Source organism: Conexibacter sp. JCM 18997 (assembly GCF_055391915.1).
Genome location: NZ_AP043885.1, coordinates 2,159,406 through 2,180,205, shown reverse-complemented (window position 1 = coordinate 2,180,205; position 20,800 = coordinate 2,159,406). Strand labels below are relative to the sequence as shown.

At 75.8% G+C, this 20,800-nt stretch carries 18 protein-coding genes; 7 read left to right on the top strand and 11 right to left on the bottom strand.

From position 1 onward, the window contains the following. The first annotated feature begins 1 nt into the window (after position 1). Positions 2–3,391 carry a beta strand repeat-containing protein gene (locus ACZ5UI_RS11240; RefSeq protein ID WP_464197270.1) on the top strand — a complete coding sequence of 1,130 codons (3,390 nt, stop codon included), beginning with the start codon at positions 2–4 and terminating at the stop codon, positions 3,389–3,391. 171 nt (positions 3,392–3,562) lie between these two features. Further along, positions 3,563–4,105, top strand: a complete 543-nt coding sequence (locus tag ACZ5UI_RS11235) for a hypothetical protein (protein WP_464197269.1) — start codon at positions 3,563–3,565, stop codon at positions 4,103–4,105. On the opposite strand, the gene ACZ5UI_RS11230 is transcribed toward ACZ5UI_RS11235, so the two are convergent. The 7 genes from ACZ5UI_RS11230 to ACZ5UI_RS11200 form a co-directional block, all read right to left on the bottom strand. Then, positions 4,080–4,886, bottom strand: a complete 807-nt coding sequence (locus ACZ5UI_RS11230; protein WP_464197267.1) for a hypothetical protein — start codon at positions 4,884–4,886, stop codon at positions 4,080–4,082. The genes ACZ5UI_RS11235 and ACZ5UI_RS11230 overlap by 26 nt on opposite strands. Continuing rightward, entirely contained in the window at positions 4,838–5,047 is a 210-nt protein-coding gene (locus tag ACZ5UI_RS11225) for a hypothetical protein (protein ID WP_464197265.1), read from the bottom strand. The genes ACZ5UI_RS11230 and ACZ5UI_RS11225 overlap by 49 nt, the downstream gene beginning before the upstream one ends. A gap of 88 nt (positions 5,048–5,135) precedes the next feature. Continuing rightward, positions 5,136–5,822, bottom strand: coding sequence for an SDR family NAD(P)-dependent oxidoreductase (locus tag ACZ5UI_RS11220; protein WP_464197812.1), 687 nt, complete (start codon positions 5,820–5,822; stop codon positions 5,136–5,138). A gap of 107 nt (positions 5,823–5,929) precedes the next feature. Next, on the bottom strand, positions 5,930–7,153 hold the full coding sequence (locus ACZ5UI_RS11215) for a CapA family protein (RefSeq protein ID WP_464197263.1): 1,224 nt from the start codon (positions 7,151–7,153) through the stop codon (positions 5,930–5,932). Positions 7,154–7,229: 76 nt separating this feature from the next. Beyond that, positions 7,230–9,776, bottom strand: coding sequence for an MMPL family transporter (locus ACZ5UI_RS11210; RefSeq protein WP_464197261.1), 2,547 nt, complete (start codon positions 9,774–9,776; stop codon positions 7,230–7,232). A gap of 110 nt (positions 9,777–9,886) precedes the next feature. Next, positions 9,887–11,068 (bottom strand): SfnB family sulfur acquisition oxidoreductase, encoded by a 1,182-nt coding sequence (locus ACZ5UI_RS11205; RefSeq protein ID WP_464197810.1) that lies wholly within the window; start codon positions 11,066–11,068, stop codon positions 9,887–9,889. Between the two features lie 12 nt (positions 11,069–11,080). After that, the gene (locus ACZ5UI_RS11200) at positions 11,081–12,202 is read right to left on the bottom strand and encodes an LLM class flavin-dependent oxidoreductase (RefSeq protein WP_464197259.1); all 1,122 of its coding nucleotides are present in this window, start codon (positions 12,200–12,202) and stop codon (positions 11,081–11,083) included. Positions 12,203–12,275: 73 nt separating this feature from the next. On the opposite strand from ACZ5UI_RS11200, the gene ACZ5UI_RS11195 reads away from it, so the two are divergent. After that, on the top strand, positions 12,276–12,734 hold the full coding sequence (locus ACZ5UI_RS11195; RefSeq protein WP_464197257.1) for a hypothetical protein: 459 nt from the start codon (positions 12,276–12,278) through the stop codon (positions 12,732–12,734). On the opposite strand, the gene ACZ5UI_RS11190 is transcribed toward ACZ5UI_RS11195, so the two are convergent. Then, the gene (locus tag ACZ5UI_RS11190; protein ID WP_464197255.1) at positions 12,735–13,349 is read right to left on the bottom strand and encodes an SGNH/GDSL hydrolase family protein; all 615 of its coding nucleotides are present in this window, start codon (positions 13,347–13,349) and stop codon (positions 12,735–12,737) included. 88 nt (positions 13,350–13,437) lie between these two features. After that, complete coding sequence (locus ACZ5UI_RS11185) at positions 13,438–13,566, bottom strand: hypothetical protein (protein ID WP_464197253.1); 129 nt, start codon at positions 13,564–13,566, stop codon at positions 13,438–13,440. A 117-nt stretch (positions 13,567–13,683) separates the two neighbouring features. Between ACZ5UI_RS11185 and ACZ5UI_RS11180 the strand changes: the two genes are divergently transcribed. From ACZ5UI_RS11180 to ACZ5UI_RS11170, 3 genes are read left to right on the top strand one after another with little or no spacing between them, the layout of a single operon-like run. After that, the gene (locus ACZ5UI_RS11180; protein WP_464197251.1) at positions 13,684–14,235 is read left to right on the top strand and encodes a MarR family winged helix-turn-helix transcriptional regulator; all 552 of its coding nucleotides are present in this window, start codon (positions 13,684–13,686) and stop codon (positions 14,233–14,235) included. Then, positions 14,232–17,321 (top strand): FtsX-like permease family protein, encoded by a 3,090-nt coding sequence (locus ACZ5UI_RS11175; RefSeq protein ID WP_464197249.1) that lies wholly within the window; start codon positions 14,232–14,234, stop codon positions 17,319–17,321. Before ACZ5UI_RS11180 ends, ACZ5UI_RS11175 begins: the two co-directional genes overlap by 4 nt. Continuing rightward, positions 17,318–18,880 (top strand): ATP-binding cassette domain-containing protein, encoded by a 1,563-nt coding sequence (locus tag ACZ5UI_RS11170; protein WP_464197247.1) that lies wholly within the window; start codon positions 17,318–17,320, stop codon positions 18,878–18,880. Before ACZ5UI_RS11175 ends, ACZ5UI_RS11170 begins: the two co-directional genes overlap by 4 nt. 1 nt (position 18,881) lies before the next feature. On the opposite strand, the gene ACZ5UI_RS11165 is transcribed toward ACZ5UI_RS11170, so the two are convergent. Continuing rightward, positions 18,882–19,580, bottom strand: a complete 699-nt coding sequence (locus ACZ5UI_RS11165; RefSeq protein ID WP_464197245.1) for a Crp/Fnr family transcriptional regulator — start codon at positions 19,578–19,580, stop codon at positions 18,882–18,884. 218 nt (positions 19,581–19,798) lie between these two features. Here ACZ5UI_RS11165 and ACZ5UI_RS11160 point away from each other — a divergent pair, with 218 nt between their 5' ends. Beyond that, positions 19,799–20,020, top strand: a complete 222-nt coding sequence (locus ACZ5UI_RS11160) for a hypothetical protein (protein ID WP_464197243.1) — start codon at positions 19,799–19,801, stop codon at positions 20,018–20,020. Here the strand turns inward: ACZ5UI_RS11160 and ACZ5UI_RS11155 are convergent. Next, entirely contained in the window at positions 20,017–20,730 is a 714-nt protein-coding gene (locus ACZ5UI_RS11155) for a helix-turn-helix domain-containing protein (protein WP_464197241.1), read from the bottom strand. The two genes, ACZ5UI_RS11160 and ACZ5UI_RS11155, sit on opposite strands and share 4 nt — an antisense overlap. Between the last annotated feature and the right edge of the window lie 70 nt (positions 20,731–20,800).

Genomic DNA, 20,800 nt, shown 5'->3' with positions numbered 1-20,800 from the left:
AATGGACGCAGGGGTCCGGCCGCGCGCTTGGCGCGCGGCCCTGGCATGCGGGGTCGTTGCACTCGCGGGGCTGATCCCCGCGGGTGCAGCGAGCGCTGCCACCGTCAACGTCGGACCGAGCGACCCGGCGGTCGACTCGGCGCCCGACTGGTCCGCCACCGCCACGCGCTCGTGTGGCCTGCTGTGCGCCGCCTCCGGCGCGCGCACCACCACCGGCGGCAACCCGGGCGCCTACCTGCGCTCGTCCTTCGGCCAGCTCGTCAGCCTGCTGGCCGACGGCACCGTCACCTGGCGCTCGTCGACCTTCACCTGGACCGGCGCTTCGCCGGGCTCGGCCTCGCTGTCGATCGATCGTCGGGCCGACGTCGGCCCGCTGCTGGCGATCAACGGCTCGCTGGGCTGGACCGTCGACCTCGTCGACACGACCGCCGGCACGCGCTCGTCGATCATCGCGCAGACCCTGACCACCGACCACCCGACGTTCGAGACGGTCGTCAAGGCCGCCGACGCCTCGGCGCTGGTCAACGGCCACGTCTACCGCATCGAGAGCAAGACCACGCTGAACGCGCTGGCCGCCGTCCTCGGTACCGAGACGCTGGACATCGACAACATCAAGCTGACGGCGCTGACCGCGCCGGTGCCCTCGATCTCGGGCACCCCGACCGCCACCGGCGGTCGTCGTGGCGTCACCGTCGCCGCGCACGTCAACCCCAACGGCGGCACCTCGCGGGCCTTCCTGGAGTACGGCCCGACCACGGCCTACGGCAGCCAGGGCCCGATCACCACCGTGTCGACCGACAGCGACCTGTCGCTGTCGCTGTCCGGCCTGACCCCCGGCACGACGTACCACGCCCGTCTCGTCGTGCTCAACGCCGACGACGTCCGCGTCGTGGGCCCGGACATGACGTTCACCACGGCGGCGCTCGCGCCTCCGACGGCGGGAACCGCCACGGCCGGCTCGCTGACCGCGGACGGCGCCACGCTGACCGCGAACCTGAACCCGCACGGCCAGAGCACCCAGTACCGCGTCGAGTACGGCCCGACGACGGGCTACGGCCAGCAGACCGGCTGGCAGACGCTGTCGGCCGGCGCCGGCGCCACCGACGTGTCGGTCGCGCTGTCGGGTCTGAACCCGAGCCAGGGCTACCACGCCCGCATCGTGGCCACCAACGACGACGGCACCCTCACGGGCGCTGACGTCTCGTTCACCACGCTGGCCACGCCGATGGTCGGCACCGTCCCGGTGCTGGGCGCCAGCATGACCGGCGCGGTCGGCCAGAACGGCGCGACCCTGGTCGGGACGCTCGACGACGGCGGTCTGGACACCGACTACTTCGTCGAGTACGGCACCACCGCGGCCTTCGGCCTGCAGACCTCGACGCAGACCCTGGCCGCCGGCTCCGGCTCGACCGGCCTGTCGGTCAACGTCCTGGGTCTCACCGCCGACACGGACTACTACGCCCGGTTCGTCTCCGTCAACGCGGCGGGTCGGGTGGTCGGTTCGACCATCCAGTTCCACACCGATCCGGACCCGATGGCCACGCAGCAGCCGGTGGTCAGCGGCGGCGCGGCGGGCACGATCGGCATCACCGACGTCACCGTCGGCGCGCTGATCGACCCCAACGGCCTGTCCACGACGGTCAAGGCGCAGTACGGCCTGACCACGGCCTACGGCCAGGAGACGGCGTCGACGACGCTGTCGGCCTCCGCCGGGGCGACGCAGGTCTCCATCCCGGTCACCGGCCTGGATCCCGACACGACCTACCACGTGCGCCTGGTCGCCACCAACGCCGATGGCGCCAACGTGACCAGCGACATCACCGTCCACACCAACGCGCAGCCCTCGTCGGTCGTCGTGCCGGTCGTCGGGTCCGCGACGGGTGCGGCCACGTCGGACACCGCCGCGACCATCGGGGCGACCCTGGACGACGGCGGCGCCGCCACGACGTACCACGTCGCGTACGGCACGACCGTCGCGATGAACCAGCAGACCGCCGACGTGGTCCTGCCGGCGGGCTCGGGAGCGACGGCCGTCTCGGTCGCGCTCAGCGGGCTGAACCCGGAGACGACGTACTACGCGCAGCTCGTGGCGACCAACAGCGCGGGCACCAGCAACGGCACCCAGGTGACGTTCACCACGGATCCCGCGCCGGTGGTCAACCAGGCCCCGACGGTGTCGGGTGTCCAGACCAGCGACCTGATCTCCGACGGCGTGACCGTCTGGGCGACGGTCAACCCGCGCGGGACGCAGACGCAGTACCGCGTCAACTACGGTCCGACCACGGGCTACGGCTCGTCCACCAGCTGGCAGACGCTGTCGGCCGGTGCCGGCGCCACGCAGATCTCGGTGCCGGTCTCCGGGCTGACCCCGAGCACGACGTACCACCTGCAGGTCGAGACGACCAACGCCGGTGGCACCACGACCAGCTCGGACGTCGTCGTCACGACGCCGGCCGCGCCCGTCAGCGGGTCGCAGCCGGCCGTGGCCTCGCCGACCAGCGGCACGATCACCGAGACGGGCGCGCACGTGACGGCGTCCATCGACGACGGCGGCCTGGCCACGACGTACTACGTCGAGTACGGCCCGACCGGCGCCTACGGGTCGCAGACCGCGACCCGGACGCTGAACGCGGGCTCGGGCAGCACGCCCGTCGACTTCGCGCTCACCGGCCTGACCGCCGACACGCAGTACTTCGCGCGCATCGTGGCGACCAACGCCCAGGGCCGCGTCGACGGCACCCAGGTCACCTTCCGCACCGCGGCCGTGGCGGTCACCCCGCCGAGCGGCGGTGGCGGCGGCGGTGGCGGCGGCGGCCTTCCGGGCCTCGGCGGCGGCGGCGGAGGCGGCGGCACCGGGACGACCGGCACCACCGGCACGACGCCCACGACCGGCGACACCACGCCGGCCACCACGACCGGTGGCACCGTGACCGCGGCGGGCACGCCCGGTGGCACGACCCCGGCGACGATCCCGACGACGACGGGCACCGCGGGCACGCTGACGCTGAGCGTGAAGGCCACCAGCCGCACGCAGACGCTGACGCTGCGCTCGACCACGGCGATGACCGCCGCGACGCTGCGGATGCCGAAGTCCGCTCGCGTGTCGGCCCGCGTGCCCGGGCAGAAGCTCGGCACGCTGCGCGCCGGCAAGTCGGTCTGGCGGATGGTCGCCACCGGCCGCACGATCCGTCTCGTCGGCGCCGCCAACGCGCCGAAGGTGACGGTCCTGCGCGCCGGCGGCCTGCGCGTCACGCGCCTGGCCAAGGGGACGCGGTCGGTGACCGTGACCCTGAACCGCCGCAGCTCGGCCGCTGTGCGCCGTGCGCTCACTCGCAAGGTGCAGGCCAGCGCCCGTCAGGGCGGCCAGTCGGTGCGCGCTTCGCGCCGCTGATCGGTCCCCACCACGGGCCGCAGGGAACAGGCGGGCGGCGACCTTCGGGTCGCCGCCCGTTCTGTCATCTGGGGGACGGCTAGACGGATGGCCGAGGGATGGCCGATCTTCCCCCCAAGGATCAACCGGTCGACGGAAACGCCGGTCCGAAAGCCTGCCGATTGCAGGCCTATGAGCACCAATCGCCTGCGGCCGCTTGTCGCCGCCGCCATCATGGCCGGTGGCCTCGCCGCCGGCGCTCCGGCCGCGGAGGCCGCCGGAGTGACCCAGGTCGTCAGCGGCACCGTTCCCAGCACCCTGGGCGTGTCGCTGCCCACGCCCGCCGCCTTCTCCGGCGGTCTCACCTCCGGCGGGACGGCGACGTCCTCCGGCGGCTCGCTGACGCTGATCAGCACCTCGCCCGGCTGGACGCTGAGCGTCAAGGACGCCGGCGCCGGCGCCGGCAAGATGCGCGCCGCGGCCAGCGGCTGCTCGTCGAGCGCGCCCGAGCTGAGCAACCCCGTCAGCGTCACGGTCGCCCCGGCGATCGCCATCGGCAGCGTGACCAGCGCCGGGCCGGTCGCGATGAGCGGCAGCGACCAGACGGTGGCCAGCGGCTCGGGGATCCTGGGCGTCACGATCTTCAACACGGCCTACACCCAGGTCGTCTCCGCCTCCGACGCGCTGCAGGCCGGCTGCGTCTACAGCATCACGTCGACCTACACGCTGCAGTAGATCGATGTCGGCCCGCCGCGCTCTGGGCGCCATCGTCGCCGTCGCCGCGTTCGCGGCCGCCGGGCCCACCTCGGCGGGCGCGGCGCCGCAGGCCGGCATCTTCTCGATCTCGCCGTCGCGCGTGTCGGCCACCAAGGCGGCCCCGGCCGACCTGGGCTCCGTGCGGGTGTCGAACGGGACGATCAGCGACCTGGACGTGCGGGCGTTCCCGGCCGTGCTGGAGCAGCAGCTCGACGGGAGCTTCACCGTGCGCGAGAGCGCGGGCGCCCAGGCGGCGGCGCGCCGGGTGCTGGACCTCGGAGCGACGCGCTTCGAGTTGCCGGCGGGCGCGACGCGCGACGTGCCGACGCGCTGGTTGGGCGTCGTGCGCGACGGCGAGCGGGGCGCCTACCTCGGCGTCGTCTTCGAGGGCCGGGCGATCGGGGCTGATCGCCAACCGCTGACCGCCACCTACCGGCTGCTGGGCACGCGCTTCCTGCGTCTGCCCGGGGCGGCGCAGGTGGCGGGCGCGCTGCGCTCGGGACGCGTCGAGGAGGCGCCCGGCGACGCGCTGCGCTTCCTGGCGCGGGTGACCAACCGCGGCGATGTGGCCGCCGTGCCGAGCCGTACCGCCGTGCGGATCGAGCGCGGCGGCCACCTGGTCGCGCAGGCCACGTTGAGCTCGATCGCCGTCCTGCCCGACGCCACCGTCGAGCTGCCGGCCACGATCACCGAGGTGCTGCCCGCCGGGCGCTACGTCGCGCGCTTCACCGCGCGCTTCGGCGACGGGCGCGTGCAGCACGTGCGCGAGCGCTTCGAGCTGTCCGCGCCCGGCCAGCTGGCCCAGCCGGCCGCGCCGGTCGTGGCCGCCGCCGGCGCGCAGGCTCCGACGCCGGCGACGCTGCCGGCCGCGCCGGTGGCCGCAGGCGGCGGCGACGGGCGCTCGCTGCCCTGGCTGGCCATCGGGGGTGCCGTCGGCCTGCTGGTCGTGCTCGGGCTGATCGGCGCGCTGATCGTCTCCGGTGTGCGCGACCGGCGCTGGCGCGCGTCGCTACTTCGCCATGCAGCCGCCGTCGACCACCAGCGTCTGCCCGGTCATGTAGTCCGAGGCGGGGCTGGCCAGGAACAGCGCGGGACCTTGGATCTCGGCCGCGTCGGCGACGCGCCCCATCGGGATGAAGGCCTCCATCTGGGCGACGACCTCGTCGTCGTGGCCGCCGCCGATGTTCGTGGCGTAGAAGCCGGGGCAGAGCGCGTTGACCTGGATCCCGGCGTCGGCGTACTGGAGCCCGAGCTCGCGGGTCAGGTTGACCACGGCGCCCTTGGCGGCGTTGTAGGCGGGGACGGGGAACAGGCTGGACGAGCCGGCCAGGCCCCACATCGAGGCGACGTTGACGATCTTCCCGCTGCCCTGGGCGACCATCAGCCGCAGCGCCTCGCGCGCGCACAGGAAGACGCCGTCGAGATCGACGGCCAGGACCGCGCGCCACGCGTCGGTGGGGTACTCGTGCAGGAGCCGCGGCTCGGGGTCGGCGATGCCGGCGTTGTTGAACAGCACGTCGAGCCGGCCGAAGCGCTCATGCGCGGCCGCGAACGTCGCCGCAACGGCGGCCTCGTCGGTCACGTCGCATCGGCGGCTCAGCGCCTGGCGTCCGAACGCACGGACCGCCGCGGCCGTCGTCGCTAGGCCGGTCTCGTCGACGTCGGTGCACACGACGTCGGCGCCCGCCTCGGCCATCGCCATGGCGAACTGGGCGCCCAGCCCGGAGGCCGCGCCCGTGACCAGGGCGACCTTCCCGTCGAGGGCGAACTGCTCCGCGAGGGCCATCGTCTCTCTCCTCCGTGTCAGTGCAGCTGCGGGCGCGTGTTGACGATCGTCGCACGTCGCAGGCGGTAGGACTCGACGCCCCGTGCCGACAGGCTGACCTCCAGGATCCCGGTGGCCGAGGAGGCGGCGCTGCCCGCCGCCCACACGAAGTTGCCCAGGCTGTAGGCGACCATCCGGCGCGGGCCGAGCCGCTCCAGCGGTTGCAGCACGTGCGGGTGCGCGCCGATCACGGCGGCGGCGCCGGCGCTGGCCGCGACCCGGGCCAGCATGCGCTGGCGGGCGTCCTCGTGCGGGTCGCTTTCGATGCCCCAGTGGAAGGTGGCCACCACGACGTCGGCCTCGCGCTTGGCGGCGGCGACGGTCCGGCGGATCGTCGCCGGATCGGCCACCGCGGTGCCCGGGTTGCTGGCCGACACCGCGAAGCCGGCGGGGACGATGTCCGAGAAGCCCACGAAGGCGACGCGCAGGCCCAGGCGGGTGATGATCGCCGGCTTGGCCGACTGGGCCAGCGTGCCCGCCCCGACCGGCTGGGCGCCCGCGTCGTAGACGTTGCGCACCGTGTCCAGCAGCGCGGCGGTGCCGAAGTCGCCGACGTGGTTGTTGGCCAGGTTGAGCACGTCGAGGCCGGCGTAGGGCACGACGGACTTCAGCGCCGTCGGGCTGCCGCGGAAGTTGAACTCCTTGGGCACGGCGGAGCCCTGCGTGGAGATCGCGCACTCGAGGTTGCCGAAGGCGATGTCGGCCGCCTTCAGCGTCGCGGCCACGCCCGACCAGGGGTAGCGCGGGCCCAGCGCGGCCATCACGTCGCCCACGCCGTCGCCGAAGTTCGCGTCGCCGAAGGCGGCGAGGGTGACGTCGCGCTGGCGGATCACGTGGATGGGCGAGTCGGTGCGCTCGTAGCCGACGGCCTTGACCCGCAGCCGGGCCGTGCGGGTGCCCGCCGGGATGGCGGTCTCGGCGACGCCGTCGGCGTCGGCCTGGGTGCGGCCCACGCGGTCGCCGTCGACGTCCAACGCCACCCACGCGTTCGGGGTGGCGCCGGTGATCTTCACCGGGATGCGGATGGCGCTGGCCACGAGCTTGGGGGTCTGCAGCCCGAGCCGGGGCGGCTCGGTGGGCAGCGCCGGCGGCGTGGCCGGCGGCGGCGCGGGCGGGAGCGGGGTGGTGGGCGTCTGCGCCCGCGCGACGGCGGGCGCGAGCACCGCGAGCGCGGCGGCAAGGGTCAGGGCGCGGGCGAGCACGCGCGCAGTCTCTCCGCTTCCGCGGACGTGTGGCGAATCCAGTCCGACCGTCGGACTGGATCCGCCACACGTGGGGTCAGCGGAGCTGGGCGCGGACCGTGGTGGCGCCGTCGGGCGCGGCGGCCACGGTGAGCGTCCCGCCGACGCGCTCGAGCTGGCGGCGGACCGTGGCGAACGCGTCGCGGGCCGGCCGCTCGGGGCGCGGCCCGCGGTCGCTGACCTGCACGGTCAGCGTGTCGGCGTCGACGCACAGACGCACGTGCGCGCGGGTGCCCGCGTCGGCCAGCGCCTGCTCGGCCACCGCGAGCATCGCCCGGGTCGCCGCGGCCGACGGCACGGGTCCGTCGACGAGGACGTCGACGTGCACCGGCATCGGCGCGCGGGCGGCCAGCGCCTCCAGCTCCGACACCAGGTCGGGCGCCGGCTCGTTGCTGCGGCCGATCGGGGCCTTGGGCGGGCGGACCTTCCAGCCCCGCTCGCCCAGCAGCGCCACCGCGGCCGGCAGGCCGATGCCGCGCACGATCGTCGCGTCGAGCAGGACGGCGACGGTCAGGCCGACGCCGAGCTGCTTGTTGTCGGCGAACTCCATCGTCGCGAAGATCGCGAAGACCCCGATCATCACCGCCGCGGCGCTGGTGATCGTGCTGCCGGTCGCGGCGATTCCCTCGGCCGCGGCCTGGCGGGGCAAGCGCCCGGCCCGGCGCGCCTCCTGCATGCGCTCGAGCACGACGATCGTGTAGTCCATCGACAGCCCGAACAGGATCACGAAGGTGAACAGCGGCACCCAGTTGGACACCGCGCCCGTGTTCGTGAAGTCCAGCAGCGACTGCGCCCAGTCGTGCTGGAAGACCGCGGTCAGCACGCCGAACGCGGCGCCGACCGACAGCAGGTTCAGGCCGATGACCGCGCCGGCCAGGCCGGGCGAGCGGAACGCGCCGACGAGCAGCACGAAGGCCAGCCCGAGCACGAAGGCGATCACCAGCGGCGTGCGCTGCGACAGCTGGTCGGTGAAGTCGGCGTTCTGCGCCGCGTCACCGGTGACCAGCAGCTGGGCGTCGGGCGCGACCGTCGCGGCCGTCGGGGCGATCCGGTCGCGCAGGTCCTGCACGGTGCGCTTGGCGGCGTCGCTGTCGCCGGTGTCGGGCATCGGGACCGACACCACGGCGGTGCGACCGTCGCCGGCCACGCGCACGCCGATCTCGCCGCGGCCGCCCGTCACCTGCGCGGCGCGACGGCCCAGCTCGCGCAGACGCTCCCGGGCGCCCGTGGAGCCCAGCCCGCCGGCGGCGGCGGTCACGACCAGGTCGGCGTCGCTCGGCGCACCGGGGAAGGCGCGCTCGATCGCGGCGTTGGCCACGACGATCGGGTTCTCGGCGCCCAGCGAGCGCACGTCGGAGTTGGCCGGGTGCAGCGACAGCGCGGGCACGGCCAGCGCCCCCAGCACGACGACGACGAGCACCAGCCAGGCCAGCGGCCGGCGCGTGACGACGCGGGCCAGCCGGCCCCAGAGCCCGCTGCCGGCCGGACGGCGGGCAGCGCGGCGGGCCAGCCGCCGGCCCACGAACGGGATGCGTCCCTTGTCGATGCGATCGCCCAGCAGCGCGAGCACCGCGGGCAGCACGGTGACCGAGCCGATCATCGCGATGCCGACCACGGCCATCGTGGCCAGCGCCATCGACGTGAACATCGAGAGCCCGGTGATGGCCAGGCCGGCCAGCGCGACCATCACGGTCAGGCCGGAGATGATCACCGCGCGGCCGACCGTCGCGGCGGTCGCGTTGAGCGCGGCCTGCTCGCCCCGACCGGCGCGCCGCTCCTCGCGCTCGCGGCGGATGTAGAACAGCGAGTAGTCGACGCCCACGGCCAGGCCGATGAGCACGATCAGCGCCGTCGTCGAGTCGGTGCCGGGCACCAGCTGCGAGAGGACGCCGGCCACGCCGATCGCCGCGGCGACCGAGGTGATGCCCAGCAGCAGCGGCACGAAGGCCGCGACCAGCGCGCCGAAGGCCAGCATCAGCACGACCAGGATGATCGGCAGCGAGATGACGTTCGCGCGCTCGAGGTCGCGGTTGATGACCTCGTCGAACGCCTGGTTGATCGTCGCGGTGCCGGCCTGGTGGAGCTCGACGCCGTCGTGGGTGCGCCCGACCGCGGCGACGGCGCGCTGGATCGCCGCGACGCGGTCCTGGGCGGTGTCGGGATCGCCGCGCATGGTCACGGTGACCAGACCAGTGCGCCCGCCGGCGGTCGACAGGGCGCGATCATCGGCGGGGCCGCTGACCGAGGCGACGACCGGGAGCCGGTCCAGCCGGGCGGTCAGGTCGGCGGCCGCGGCGCGCGTGTGGGCCGCGCTGTCGGAGCGGATCAGCACGGCTTCGGAGGCCGCGGGGGTGAGGCCGGCGGCCGCGACGCGCTGGTCGGCGGTGCGCGACTGCCCGGCGCCGGCATCGGCGTCGGACACGGTCTGCATGCCCGTCATCGCGCCGGCGGCCACGCAGCCGACGACCAGCACGAGCCACAGCAGGATCATCGTCTTGGGGCGCCGTGCCGAGGCGGCGGCGACCCGGCGGACGGCGCGCGCGAGGCCGCCGTCTGCGGGGGTGGGGGGTGCCTTGAGAGCCATGGCCGCACGCTCTCAGCGGCGCGGGCGCCGGTCATTGGGGCGCTATGGCGTCTGCCCGCGCGCCGACCCCCGACCGCGCCTGGGGCCAGCCGCAGGGTGGCGGCTGGGGGCTACAGCTGGCCGTGGTTGGGTGGCCGCACCCCGTCCAGCTCCCAGGCCGCGATGTGGTGGTACTTCCAGTCCAGCGGGTCGTGCACGCTGTGGGTGCGCGCGTTGCGCCAGTGGCGGTCGAGGTCCAGGCGCGCGTCGGTCGCGCTGGTTCCGCACAGCTGGAACAGGTCGCTGGCGGTCTGCACCGCGACCTCGCTGCCGAACGCCTTGGCCCGGGCGACCGCCAGCGACCCGCGGGCGGCCTCCTCGGCCGACGCCGGCTCCAGCCCGACGCGCTCCAGCACGCCGGCCGCGTCGCGCAGCAGCGCCCTGGCGGCGCTGACCTGCGTCGCCGCGCGCCCGTAGCGCAGGCGCACCGAGGGGTCCGCGGTCGCCGTCGCCGCGCCGTGGTTGACCGCCTCGGTCGACGGCCGGGCGCGTTCGCGCAGATACGCGCGCGCGTCGCGCAGCGCGCCCCCCGCGATCCCGACCTCGATCGCGGCGTGCACCAGCTGCGCCCGTGCGCCCAGCTGCTGGGGGACCTCGAACGCGCGCCCGTAGGCGACCAGGAGCGCGGGATCGACGATCACGTCGGCGAAGGTCGTGGTGCCGCTGACCGTCGCGCGCTGGCCCATCACGTCCCAGTCGTCCTCGACGGTCACGCCATCGGCGTCGCGGTCCACGAACGCCGCCACCAGCCGGTCGTCCGCGTCGCGCGCGCTGACCGCGATCCAGCGGGCCGAGATCGCGCCCGTGCAGTAGTACTTGCGCCCGTCCAGGCGCAGCGTGCCGTCGTCGGCGCGCCGCAACCGCGTCTTGAGGTCCTGCGCGTGCTGGCCGCCGCGCTCGGCCAGGCCGTTGCCGATGCGCGCGCCGCCGAGGACGTCGGTGAAGATGCGTGAGCGCTGCGCGTCGGTGCCCCACACACGCAGCACGTCGACGAACAGGAAGTGCGCCTGGGGGACCTGCGCGACCGCGGGATCGACCGCGGCGATCACCCGGATCGCCTCGGCCAGCGTGGCCGGTCCCAGCTCGGGGCCGCCGAACGCGCGCGGCACGGTGATGGCGAGCAGGCCGCTGCCATCCAACGCCGCCAGCGCGTCGTAGGGGACCGCGCCGGCGCGGTCGCGTTCGATCACGCCGGGGGCGATCGCCTCCGCCACGGCATGGGCCGCTTCGACGGCCTCGTCATGGGTCTGCAGCACGCGCCCACGCTACGACACCAGCGCGACGTCGGGCTCGGGCAGCAGCCCGCGCCGGCGCAGCACGGGCATCACGCCCTCGCCCACGCGGTAGACCTCCTCGAGGTGCGGATAGCCCGACAGGATGAACTCGTCGATGCCCAGGTCGTGGTACTCGGCGATCCGGTCGGCGACCTCCTCGTGGCTGCCCACCAGCGCCGTTCCGGCGCCGCCCCGGACCAGGCCGACGCCGGCCCACAGGTTCGGGTAGATCTCCAGGCCGTCGGTGCGCCCGCCGTGCAGCTCCTGCATCCGCCGCTGGCCCTCCGAGCCGGAGGCCGACTGGATGCGTTGGGCCCGAGCGATCTGCTCGGGCGACAGCCCGGCCAGCAGCTTGTCGGCCTGCGCCCACGCCTCCTGCGAGGTCTCGCGCGTGATCACGTGCAGGCGGATGCCGAAACGCAGCTCGCGCCCGACCGCGTCGGCGGCGGCCCGGGCCCGGTCGAGCTTCTCGGCCACCTGGTCCGGTGGCTCGCCCCAGGTCAGGTACACGTCGGCGTAGCGGGCCCCGACGTCCAGCCCGGCGGCCGACGAGCCGCCCAGGTAGATGTCGGGCCAGGCGGGGACGTCGTACAGGCGGGCGTTCTCGACGAACAGGTGCTTGCCGTGGAAGGTGATCTCCTCGCCGGACCACAGCTCGCGCACGATGTGCAGGAACTCGCCGGCGCGCTCGTAGCGCTGCTCCTTGGTCAGCGCGTCGCCGAAGCGCCGCTGCTCGGAGTCGTCGCCGCCGGTGACCACGTTGAGCAGCAGCCGGCCGCCGGAGATGCGTTGGTAGGTGGCGGCCATCTGGGCGGCCAGCAGCGGCGACTGCAGGCCGGGGCGGAAGGCGACCAGGAACTTGAAGCGCTCGGTCACCTGCGTCAGCCCGGAGGTGATCACCCAGCCGTCCTCGCACCAGCTGCTGGTCGGGGTCAGCGCGGCCTCGAAGCCGAGCTGCTCGGCGCTGCGGGCGATCTGGCCGATGTAGTCGATCGAGGGCAGCCGCTGCACCGCGGTCGCGCGCGTGCCCTGGCCGCCGACCGCGTTGCCCAGGCTCAGATCGCTGCGCGAGTCGCCGTTGGTGGGCAGGAACCAGTGGAGGGCGATGCTCATGACGGTTCAACCTACCGATTCGGTGGGGTTTCGAAACGGTCTGCGTCCGGCGCCGACGCGTAGGCTGAGGCCCGTGAGCTACACGACCGCCGAAGGCCGCCAGCAACTGCTCGACGACTTCGCGGAGGCGATCGACGCCGTCGGCGTCGCCCTGGCGGCGCTCGGCGAGGCCTACGAGCAGCTGGACGAGCGCAGCGCCGACGCGCTCGAGGCGCAGCTGTTCCGCCCGGTGCAGCTGGCCTACGGGCGCGCGCAGCGCGCGCACGCCTCGTTCGCCGCGCGCGGCGGGCTCGACCTGCGCACGTTCGTGCCGGCCGACGTGGCCGGGCCGGCCGCGCGCCCGGACGAGCGCATCGAGGAGGCGGTCGAGCGCATCCTCGACGCCGACGAGATCGTCTCCGAGCTGCAGGACTCGCTGCTGCCCGTCGAGGTCGGCGATCCGGAGATCCGGGCCGACCTGTCGGGGCTGCGCGAGGCGCTGGACCCGCTGCCGCGGCGGGCGCGCGAGCTCACGCGCACGCTGGGGCGCTGATCAGCGCAGCTTCGCGGCGGCCGGCTGCACGCGCCGCTCGATGAAGCGCGCGTAGGCGCTGGCGCCGGGATAGGACGGGTGCAGCCCGTCGATGAACCAGTTGGCGTGCCCGGCGGCGTGGCCGGCCCAGTCGATCAGCAGGACGCGCTTGGGGTTGCGGTGTGCGGCGCGGCGCATGGCCGCCCGGGTCGACGCGCTGTTGACGGGCGTGACCAGGCCGAGCACGCGCTTGGGCCCGGTGATCGACAGCGCGCGCCCGATCTGCGCGCCGTTGACCTCGCCGTTGGCGCCGAGGGCGAGGACCGCCAGGCGCGGAAGCTGGTGGTTGTGGCGGCGGGCGGAGAGCATCTCGACGCCCGTGTCGAACTGCCGGCAGCCGCGGGCGTCGGCGCTGATGCCGTGCGCCGCCAGCTTGGGTGCGGCGAGCAGGAGGGTGGAGTCGCCGACGACGAGTGGGGCGGCGCCCTGGGCCGCGCGGGTGCGCTTGGCCTGCTGGACGTTCGTCGTGTCGCAGGCCTGGGCCGGCGCGGCGGAGGCGCTCAGGACGAGCGCGGCGGAAGCGAGCGCCGTGGCGCCCGCGAGGGGTCTGGAGCGCGTGAAGCGCGGAAAGGGCATCCCCACCTTGTAACCGTCGTCCGCGCGATTCGAACCGCGTTCGGAGCGATCTCACAGACCGGTCTGGCGCCGCGCGGGCGCCGTGCGACTAGAGAAACAGCCAGATCAGGACCGGCGCGAGGATGACCATCACGCAGGTCGCCGCGATGACCGCGGTGACGGCATCGGATGCGGCGGTGCCTGGGGTGGTGGGGTGTTGCGTCTGGGCTGATTGCACGAAGGGCCTCCCGTCCTCCGTCGGTGCTCGGACACCTATGTATAGCAAGGCGCTCGAACGTTTTAGTGGTGTTTGTCCTGTTGGCGACGGGCCCAAACATCGACTACGGTGCGATATGTGACTCAGTCACATGAATTTCAGGCCAACCTGCTCGGCACGGTCGCGCTGGCGGTCAGCGAGCGCGTCGAAGCGGCGACGCAGGCGGCCTGCGGCGCCACCGGCGCCGTGCCCGCGGCGCTGGTCGCCTTGCACGAGTTCGCCGGCGGGCAGTCGATCGACTACCTGCGCAACGTCGTGGGCCTGACCGCGTCGGGCACCGTGCGCCTGGTCGACCGCCTGGAACGGGAGGGGCTGGCCGTACGCGGAGCGGGCAGCGACGGCCGTTCGGTCAGCGTGCTGCTGACCGAACGCGGACGCACGGTCGCGCGCCGAGTCGCCCGCGCCCGCGCCGACGTCCTGCAACAGCTCCTGCACGGGCTCGATCCCGCCCAGCGCGCGGCGATGGCCGACACAGCGACCGCGCTGCTGGCCTCGATCACCGACGGGCGCGCGTCGGCCCGTCACACCTGCCGCCTGTGCGACACCCACGCCTGCGGCCATCTCGTCGGCACCTGCCCGGTGACCAACGCCGCCGACGCGGCGATCGCCGCGGCCGGAGCGGGCGCATGAGCCGGCGGCTGCGCGCGGCCTGGGCGCCGCTGGCGCTGGCCCTCGCGCGCCTGCGCGACGCGCCCGGGCGCCTGCTGCTGGCCGCGCTGGGCATCGCGCTCGGCGTCGGCCTGCTCGGCGCGGCGGCGGGCGGCGGTGCGCTGGCCGGCGAGCGCGCCGCGACGCGGCTGCTGGACGGCCTCGACGCGCCGTCAGCGCGCGTCGAGGTGTCGTGGTCGGGCGCCGTGTCCGATCCGATCCAGGCCGCCGCGCGGCGCGAGCTGCGCACCATGACCCCGGAGCGGCAGACGGCCTCCGTCGTGCTGCATCCGGTCCGCCTGGGCGCCGAACGCGCGCTCGTCCAACCCGTCGGGCTGGCGCCCGCGGGCGCGTGGCTGCGGTTGCGCTCGGGCCGTCCGCCCGGCGCGTGCACCCCCGCGCGCTGCGAGGTCGTGCAGGTCGGCGGCGCGCCGGTCGGCGACGCCGTCCGCGACGCGGGCGTCAACCTGGTGGTCGTCGGCCGCGGCAGCCTGGCCTCGCCCGCGGCGCTGGGCTTCCTGCCCCGAGCGCAGGCGCCCGACCAGCCCGAGTCCCAGCAGCAGCCGCCGTTGCTCGTCGCCGGCGACCCCGAGGGCCTCGACGACCTGCCGGGCCTGGCCGCCGCCTATCGCAGCCACACGTGGAGCGCGCGCCTGTCGGCCGCCGGCCGGCCCAGCTGGCAGCTGGACGCCGTCGCCCAGCGGGTCGAGCGCGGCCGCGCGCGGCTGTCGGCGATCGATCGCGGGCTGACCGTCGACGCGCCGCTGCGCTCGCTGGCCCAGGCGACGGCCCGCGCCGACACCGCTCGCTCGCGCGTGCTGCTGGTCGCGGCGGGGGCGGCGACGCTGCTCGTGGCCTTCGCGGTCGTCGCCGCGGGCGCGCTGGGCCGGGACCTGTCGGCCGAGCGCGAGCGCCTGGACCGGCGCGGCGCGGCGCGCTGGCAGCTGGAGCTGTTGTCGCTGGCCGAAGCCGGCGTTCCGGCCGCCGCCGGGGTAGTGGCGGGCGGCCTGGTCGCGGTGGCGATCACGGCGATCCGCGCCTCGGGCGACGCCGTCGACACCGGCGCCCTGCTGCGCCACACGTTCCTCAGCGGCGGTGCGCTGGTGGCCGCGGTGGCCTGCTGGGCCGTGGCCACGGTGCTGCTGTTCGCGGCCGGCCGAGCGGCCGCGTCCGACCGCGGACGCGTGGCCGATCTGCTGGCCGTCGCGGCGGCCGGCGCGCTGGCGCTCGGGCTGGGCCGCGGCGGCGTCGATGCGGCGGCCGCCGCCGACGGCAGCGACCCGCTCCCGGTGCTGCTGCCCGCGCTGGCCTGCCTGGCGGCGGGCATCGTCGTGGCCCGGCTGGCCCCGCCGCTGCTGCGCGGCGTCGCGCGCCTCACGCGCACCGGCTCGCCGCTCGTGCGCACCACCGTGCTCGGGCTGGCCCGGGCCCCGCGCCAGCCCGCCGCGGTGGCCGGCTTCCTGGCCGTGGCCTGCGGCCTGTCGCTGTTCGCGCTGGCCTACGCGGCCACGCTGCGTGACGGGCAGCGCGACGAGGCCGACTTCCAGGTCCCGCTCGATGTGACCGTGGCCCCGGGCGCCGACTTCGTGCGGCCGCTGGCGCTGGCGCCCGCCGCGCGCTGGCGTGAGCTCACCGGCGCGGGCGGCGCGGTGCTGCCGGTGATCCGCGCGTCGGCGTCGCTGGCCCGGGGCGACGAGCAGATCGCGCTGCCGCTGGTCGCGCTGCCCGCCGGCCGGCTCGGTCAGGTGCGCGGCTGGGATCGCACCGGTGCGTCGGACTCCCGCACCGCGCTGGCCGGCGCGCTCGCGCCGGGCGGGTCATCGGTGGCGCTGCGCGGCGCGCGCCTGCCCGCCGCGGCCGACACGCTGCGGGTGCGCGGCGCGACCACCGGCGCCGCGCTGGACGTGCGCGCCCAGGTGCGCACGCGCGACGGCGCCTTCGTCGCGCTGGACCTGGGGCACACCGGGCCGCGGGCCCGCGCGCTGGCCGCCGCGATCCCGCCGTCGGCCCGCGGCGGCACGCTGATCGCCCTGGAGGTGGCGCCGCGCAGCGGGCTGCTGGCCACCCAGGGCCACAGCCAGGCCGAGGGCGGCACGTCGGGCGGGGCGATCGAGGGGACGTTGACGCTCGGTCCGCTGCGCGCCGGCGCGGCGATCGTCGCGACCGACGGCTGGGGCGGGCGCGGCGCGCTGTCCGCCCCGCAGCCGACCGCCGACGGCGGGCTGCGAATGGGCTACCGCTTCGACGGGGGCGGCACCTCGCTGCTCGGGCCCCGTCAGCCCGCCCAGGGCGCCACGCTGCCGGTGCTGGCCGATCCGCGCACGGCGCGCGCGGCCCGCCGCGGCGGGTCGCTGACCCTGAGCGTCGACGGGGTGCCGGTGCGTGCGCGGGTCGTGGGCACGCTGCAGCGCTTCCCGACGGTCGACCGCGGTGCCGCCGGCTTCGTCGTGGCCGACACCGGCCGGCTCTCGGCGACGCTGGACGCGACGCGTCCGGGCGCGGGCACGCCGAACGAGCTGTGGCTGAGCGCGCCGGACCCCCAGCGGCTGCGCGCGGCGCTCGGCCGTCCGCCGCTGGCCGGCCTGGCGGTCGCCGACCGCCGCCGCGACGAGGCCGAGCTGCGGGCCGACCCGCTCAGCGTCGAGCTCCTGCGCCTGCTCGGCGTGTCGGCCGCGCTGGCCGCCGTGCTGGCCCTGATCGGCCTGCTGCTGTCGACCTGGGTGGCGCTGCGCGACGACGGCGCCGAGCTGTACGACCTGGAGTCCCAGGGCGTGGCCCCGCGCACGCTGGCCCGCACGCTGCTGCTGCGCGCGGCGATCGTCGCGCTGCTGGGCGCGGTCGCCGGGGTGGCGCTGGGTGCCGGGCTCGGGGTGGTCGTCACCGACGCGATCGAGGCGACCGCGGCCAGCGCGCCCCCGCAGCCGCCGCTGGTGCCCTCGCTGCCCTGGGCGCTGTGGCTGATCGGCCTGCTGGCCTTTGCCGTCGTCGCCGCGTTGAGCACCCGGATCCTGGTGGGCCGGGCGTTCGCCGGCCCGGTCCCGCGCCGACCGCGGAGCGGCGGGCCATGACCCAGGCGCCACCGAGCGCGATCGCGCTGCGCGACGTCTTCCGCGTGCATCGCACGCCGGAGGGCGACGCGGCGGCGCTGCAAGGGCTGACGCTGACCGTGGCCGCGGGGGAGACCGTGGTGATCGCCGGCCCCAGCGGCTCGGGCAAGAGCACGCTGCTGCGCGTGATCAGCGGCCTGGAGGAGCCGTCGGCGGGGTCGGTGCGCGTGCTCGGCCGGGAGCTGGCGCGGTCGTCCGCGGCCGCCCGCGCCGCCTTCCGCCAGGCCGGCGTCGGGCTGGTCGACCAGCACTCCGATCGCGCGCTGCCCGCGGCGCTGAGCTGCCGGGACATCGTCGCGCTGCCGCTCGCGCTGCGCGGCGCGCCCCGGGCCGAGCGCCACGCCCGCGCCGACGAGCTGCTCGAGCGCGTCGGCCTGGGCGATCGCGGCGCCGTGCGGCCGCATCTGCTGTCGGGCGGCGAGCGCCAGCGCCTGGCCGTGTGCGCGGCCGTCGCCCACCGGCCGGGGCTGCTGCTGGCCGACGAGCCGGGCGGCGAGCTGGACGCCGGCAGCGCCCGCGCCGTCTACGCGCTGATCGGGCAGCTGGCCCGTGACGAGGGCACGACGGTCGTGGTCGTCAGCCACGACGTCGCGGCCAGCCAGGTCGCCGACCGCACGCTGCGCCTGCGCGACGGGCGCATCAGCGGCGAACGCCGGGGCGACGAGGACGAGCGGCTGGTCGTCGGCCGCGGCGGATGGGTGCGCCTGCCGGCGGCGCTCCTGCGCGACGCCGGGGTCGACGCCGACCGGCTCCGCGCCCGCGCCGGGTGGGGGAGCCTGGAGCTGCGCGCCGCCGACCGCGAGCACCGCGAGGACCGCCCGGCGGCTCGCGACGCGCGGCCGTCCGAGCCACCCGCCGACGCGCCGGTGGTGGCCACGCTGCGGGCCGTCGACAAGACGTACGCCGACGGCGCCGCCGAGCGCCGGGTGCTGGTCGGCTTCGACGCCGACCTGCACGCCTCCCGCCTGACCGTCGTCGCCGGTCGCTCGGGCACGGGCAAGACCACGATCCTGCGGCTGCTGGCCGGCCTGGAACGTCCCGACGCGGGCGCCGTCACGGTGGGCGACACGGCGCTGGCCGGGCTGGACCGGGCGGCGTTGGCGCAGCTGCGCGCGACGCACGTCGGCGTCGTCGCGCAGGAGGTCGGGCTGGTCTCGTTCCTGTCGGCGCGCGAGAACGTCGCGCTCAGCTTGCGCCGGCGCGGCGTCGCCCCGGGCGCGGCCGACGCGCGCGCCGACGCCTGGCTGGAGCGGGTCGGGCTGGCCGATCGGGCCGGCCAGCGCGTGGCGCGGCTGTCGGGCGGCGAGCGCCAGCGCGTCGCGCTGGCCCGGGCGCTGGTCGCCGAGCCGCGCCTGCTGCTGGTCGACGAGCCGACCTCGCGCCTGGACGAGGCCAACGCCGCGGCGGTGGCCGCGCTGCTGGCGGACGTCGCCCACGGGCACGGCACCGCGGTCGTGTGCGCGACCCACGACACGCAGCTGATCGCGCGGGCCGACGAGACGATCGACCTGGTGCGCTGAGTCAGCCGGTCGCCTGCGCGGCGGCGGCGCCGTGCTCCCCGCCGCTGGTCACCTGCGCCTCGGTCTCGCGATCCATCAGCCAGCCCTCCGGGGTGCGTCGCAGCAGGCCTTCGCGCGAGAGCTGCGCCAGCGCGGTCGAGACCGGCGGGCGCGAGGCGGCGACCAGCGAGGCGATCATCTCGTGGGTCAGCGGCAGCGGGATCAGCACGCCGTCGGGTGTCATCCGGCCCCAGCGCTGGGCGATGCGCCAGAACAGGACGAGCAGCCGCTGGTCGATGCGCGGGATGCGGGCGACGGCGACCTGGAGGGACACGCCGTTGATCTGCGTGTTGGCCCGGGTGGCCAGCTCGACCAGCACCGACGGCCAGCGCGCCGCCAGGCTGATCAGGCGGCGGTCCAGCAGCGCGACCAGCGCGGGCGCGACGACCGACCAGGTGATGCGCACGTCGCCGGGGTTCTCGGCGTCGTTGTCGGGCCACGGCCGCAACACGTCCCCGGGGCCGGAGAGCACGCTCGTGCTCCGCCCGCCCAGCGTCATCGTGCGCGACAGCGTCCCGCTGACCAGCAACAGCCCCAGCGCGCTGTCGCGAAAGCGCGCCAACGGGTCGGGGTCCCACGGGCCCTGGGGCAGCCGCATCGCCGGTGCGACCAGCGCTCGCTCGGCCAGCGCCCGCTCCGGCCCGGCCAGCCCTGCCCCCAACTGCCCATCCACTCTCAACAACGCAACGCCCGCCATGGCCCCGTTCCCCTCCCGCAGACAAACTCGGCTCTGTTGGCTCGCGGCTCCTACCCGGCCCCCGTCCGCACGGAACCCGGTTCGCGGGCGGGTCGGCGTCTCCCCGCTCCGGTTGTCCTGCGCAGGACTGAAATGCTCCAAATTGGGGACAAATGGGGCGTGGGCCGACGACCCCAGCCATCGTGAGCTCGCTGGCCGGACGCGACGTCCTGCGGCTGCTGCTCCTGGAGGCGGCCGTCCAGCACCTGACCGACGCCGGGGTGATCGACGAGGCGCGCGTGGCCGCCGCCGTGCAGGACGAGGTCCCGACCGCCGTCCCGGTCAAGCCCGGGACGGGCGAGTCCGCGCTGGACGACGCCTACCGGTGCCTGGCCGCGCTGCGTCGCCTCGACGAAGTCACCTAGGCCCGGCCGGCCGAGAGCGCCGCCAGCCGGTGCTCGACCTGCGGATCCACGAGCCAGCCGCCGGGCGTGCGCCGGATCAGGCCCTCGCGTCCCAATCGGGCCAGCGCCGTGGACACCGGCGGGCGGGACGCGGCGACGATCCGGGCCAGCGTCCCGTGGCTGAGGTCGAGCGGCACGCGGATGCCGTCGGGCGTCACCCGGCCGCACGCCTGCGCCATCTGCCAGAAGACGATCAGCAGCCGGTCGTCCAGGCGCGGAAGGCGCGCGACGCCGAGTTGGATCGCCGTGCGCGTGGCCTGCCATTCCGAGCGGCGCGCGAGCTCGACCAGCACCAGCGGCCAGCGCGCGCCGTAGGTGATGAAGCGCTGGTCGAGCAGCGCCACCGTCGCCGGGATGAGGATCGTCCAGCCCGTGGCCGTCGTCTCGGGACGGTCGGTCTCGGGATCGCTCCACGGGCGCAGCAGGTCGGTGGGCCCGAACAGCTGCGCGGTCGTGCGGCCCGCCAGCGTGGTGGCCCGGGCCAGCAGCCCTTCGAGCACGAGCAGGCCGAGCGACCGGCGCCCGACCGGCCCCAGCGGCTCGGGATCCCACTGGCCGCTGGGGAGGTCGAGGGTGGCGGCGACGAGGTACCGGCGCGCGAGCTCCCGCTCCGCGCTGGGCAGCTGCGCGGCCAGTTGAGGATCGAGATCGATCAGCGAGACAGTGGGCATTGAAGGGGCCTCATCGGGTCCAGGGGAGCCAGCCAGACGGTCGCGGTGCCGGTCGCGAAGGCGTAGTGTC

What these genes read in the sequence shown, in the direction of transcription:
- ACZ5UI_RS11235 (WP_464197269.1), top strand. Translation starts at nt 3,563, where the DNA reads ATGAGCACCAATCGCCTGCGGCCGCTTGTCGCCGCCGCCATCATGGCC.
- ACZ5UI_RS11220 (WP_464197812.1), bottom strand. Translation starts at nt 5,822, where the DNA reads ATGGCCGAGGCGGGCGCCGACGTCGTGTGCACCGACGTCGACGAGACC.
- ACZ5UI_RS11210 (WP_464197261.1), bottom strand. Translation starts at nt 9,776, where the DNA reads ATGGCTCTCAAGGCACCCCCCACCCCCGCAGACGGCGGCCTCGCGCGC.
- ACZ5UI_RS11175 (WP_464197249.1), top strand. Translation starts at nt 14,232, where the DNA reads ATGAGCCGGCGGCTGCGCGCGGCCTGGGCGCCGCTGGCGCTGGCCCTC.
- ACZ5UI_RS11190 (WP_464197255.1), bottom strand. Translation starts at nt 13,349, where the DNA reads ATGCCCTTTCCGCGCTTCACGCGCTCCAGACCCCTCGCGGGCGCCACG.
- ACZ5UI_RS11170 (WP_464197247.1), top strand. Translation starts at nt 17,318, where the DNA reads ATGACCCAGGCGCCACCGAGCGCGATCGCGCTGCGCGACGTCTTCCGC.
- ACZ5UI_RS11200 (WP_464197259.1), bottom strand. Translation starts at nt 12,202, where the DNA reads ATGAGCATCGCCCTCCACTGGTTCCTGCCCACCAACGGCGACTCGCGC.
- ACZ5UI_RS11225 (WP_464197265.1), bottom strand. Translation starts at nt 5,047, where the DNA reads ATGGCCAGCCAGGGCAGCGAGCGCCCGTCGCCGCCGCCTGCGGCCACC.
- ACZ5UI_RS11155 (WP_464197241.1), bottom strand. Translation starts at nt 20,730, where the DNA reads ATGCCCACTGTCTCGCTGATCGATCTCGATCCTCAACTGGCCGCGCAG.
- ACZ5UI_RS11240 (WP_464197270.1), top strand. Translation starts at nt 2, where the DNA reads ATGGACGCAGGGGTCCGGCCGCGCGCTTGGCGCGCGGCCCTGGCATGC.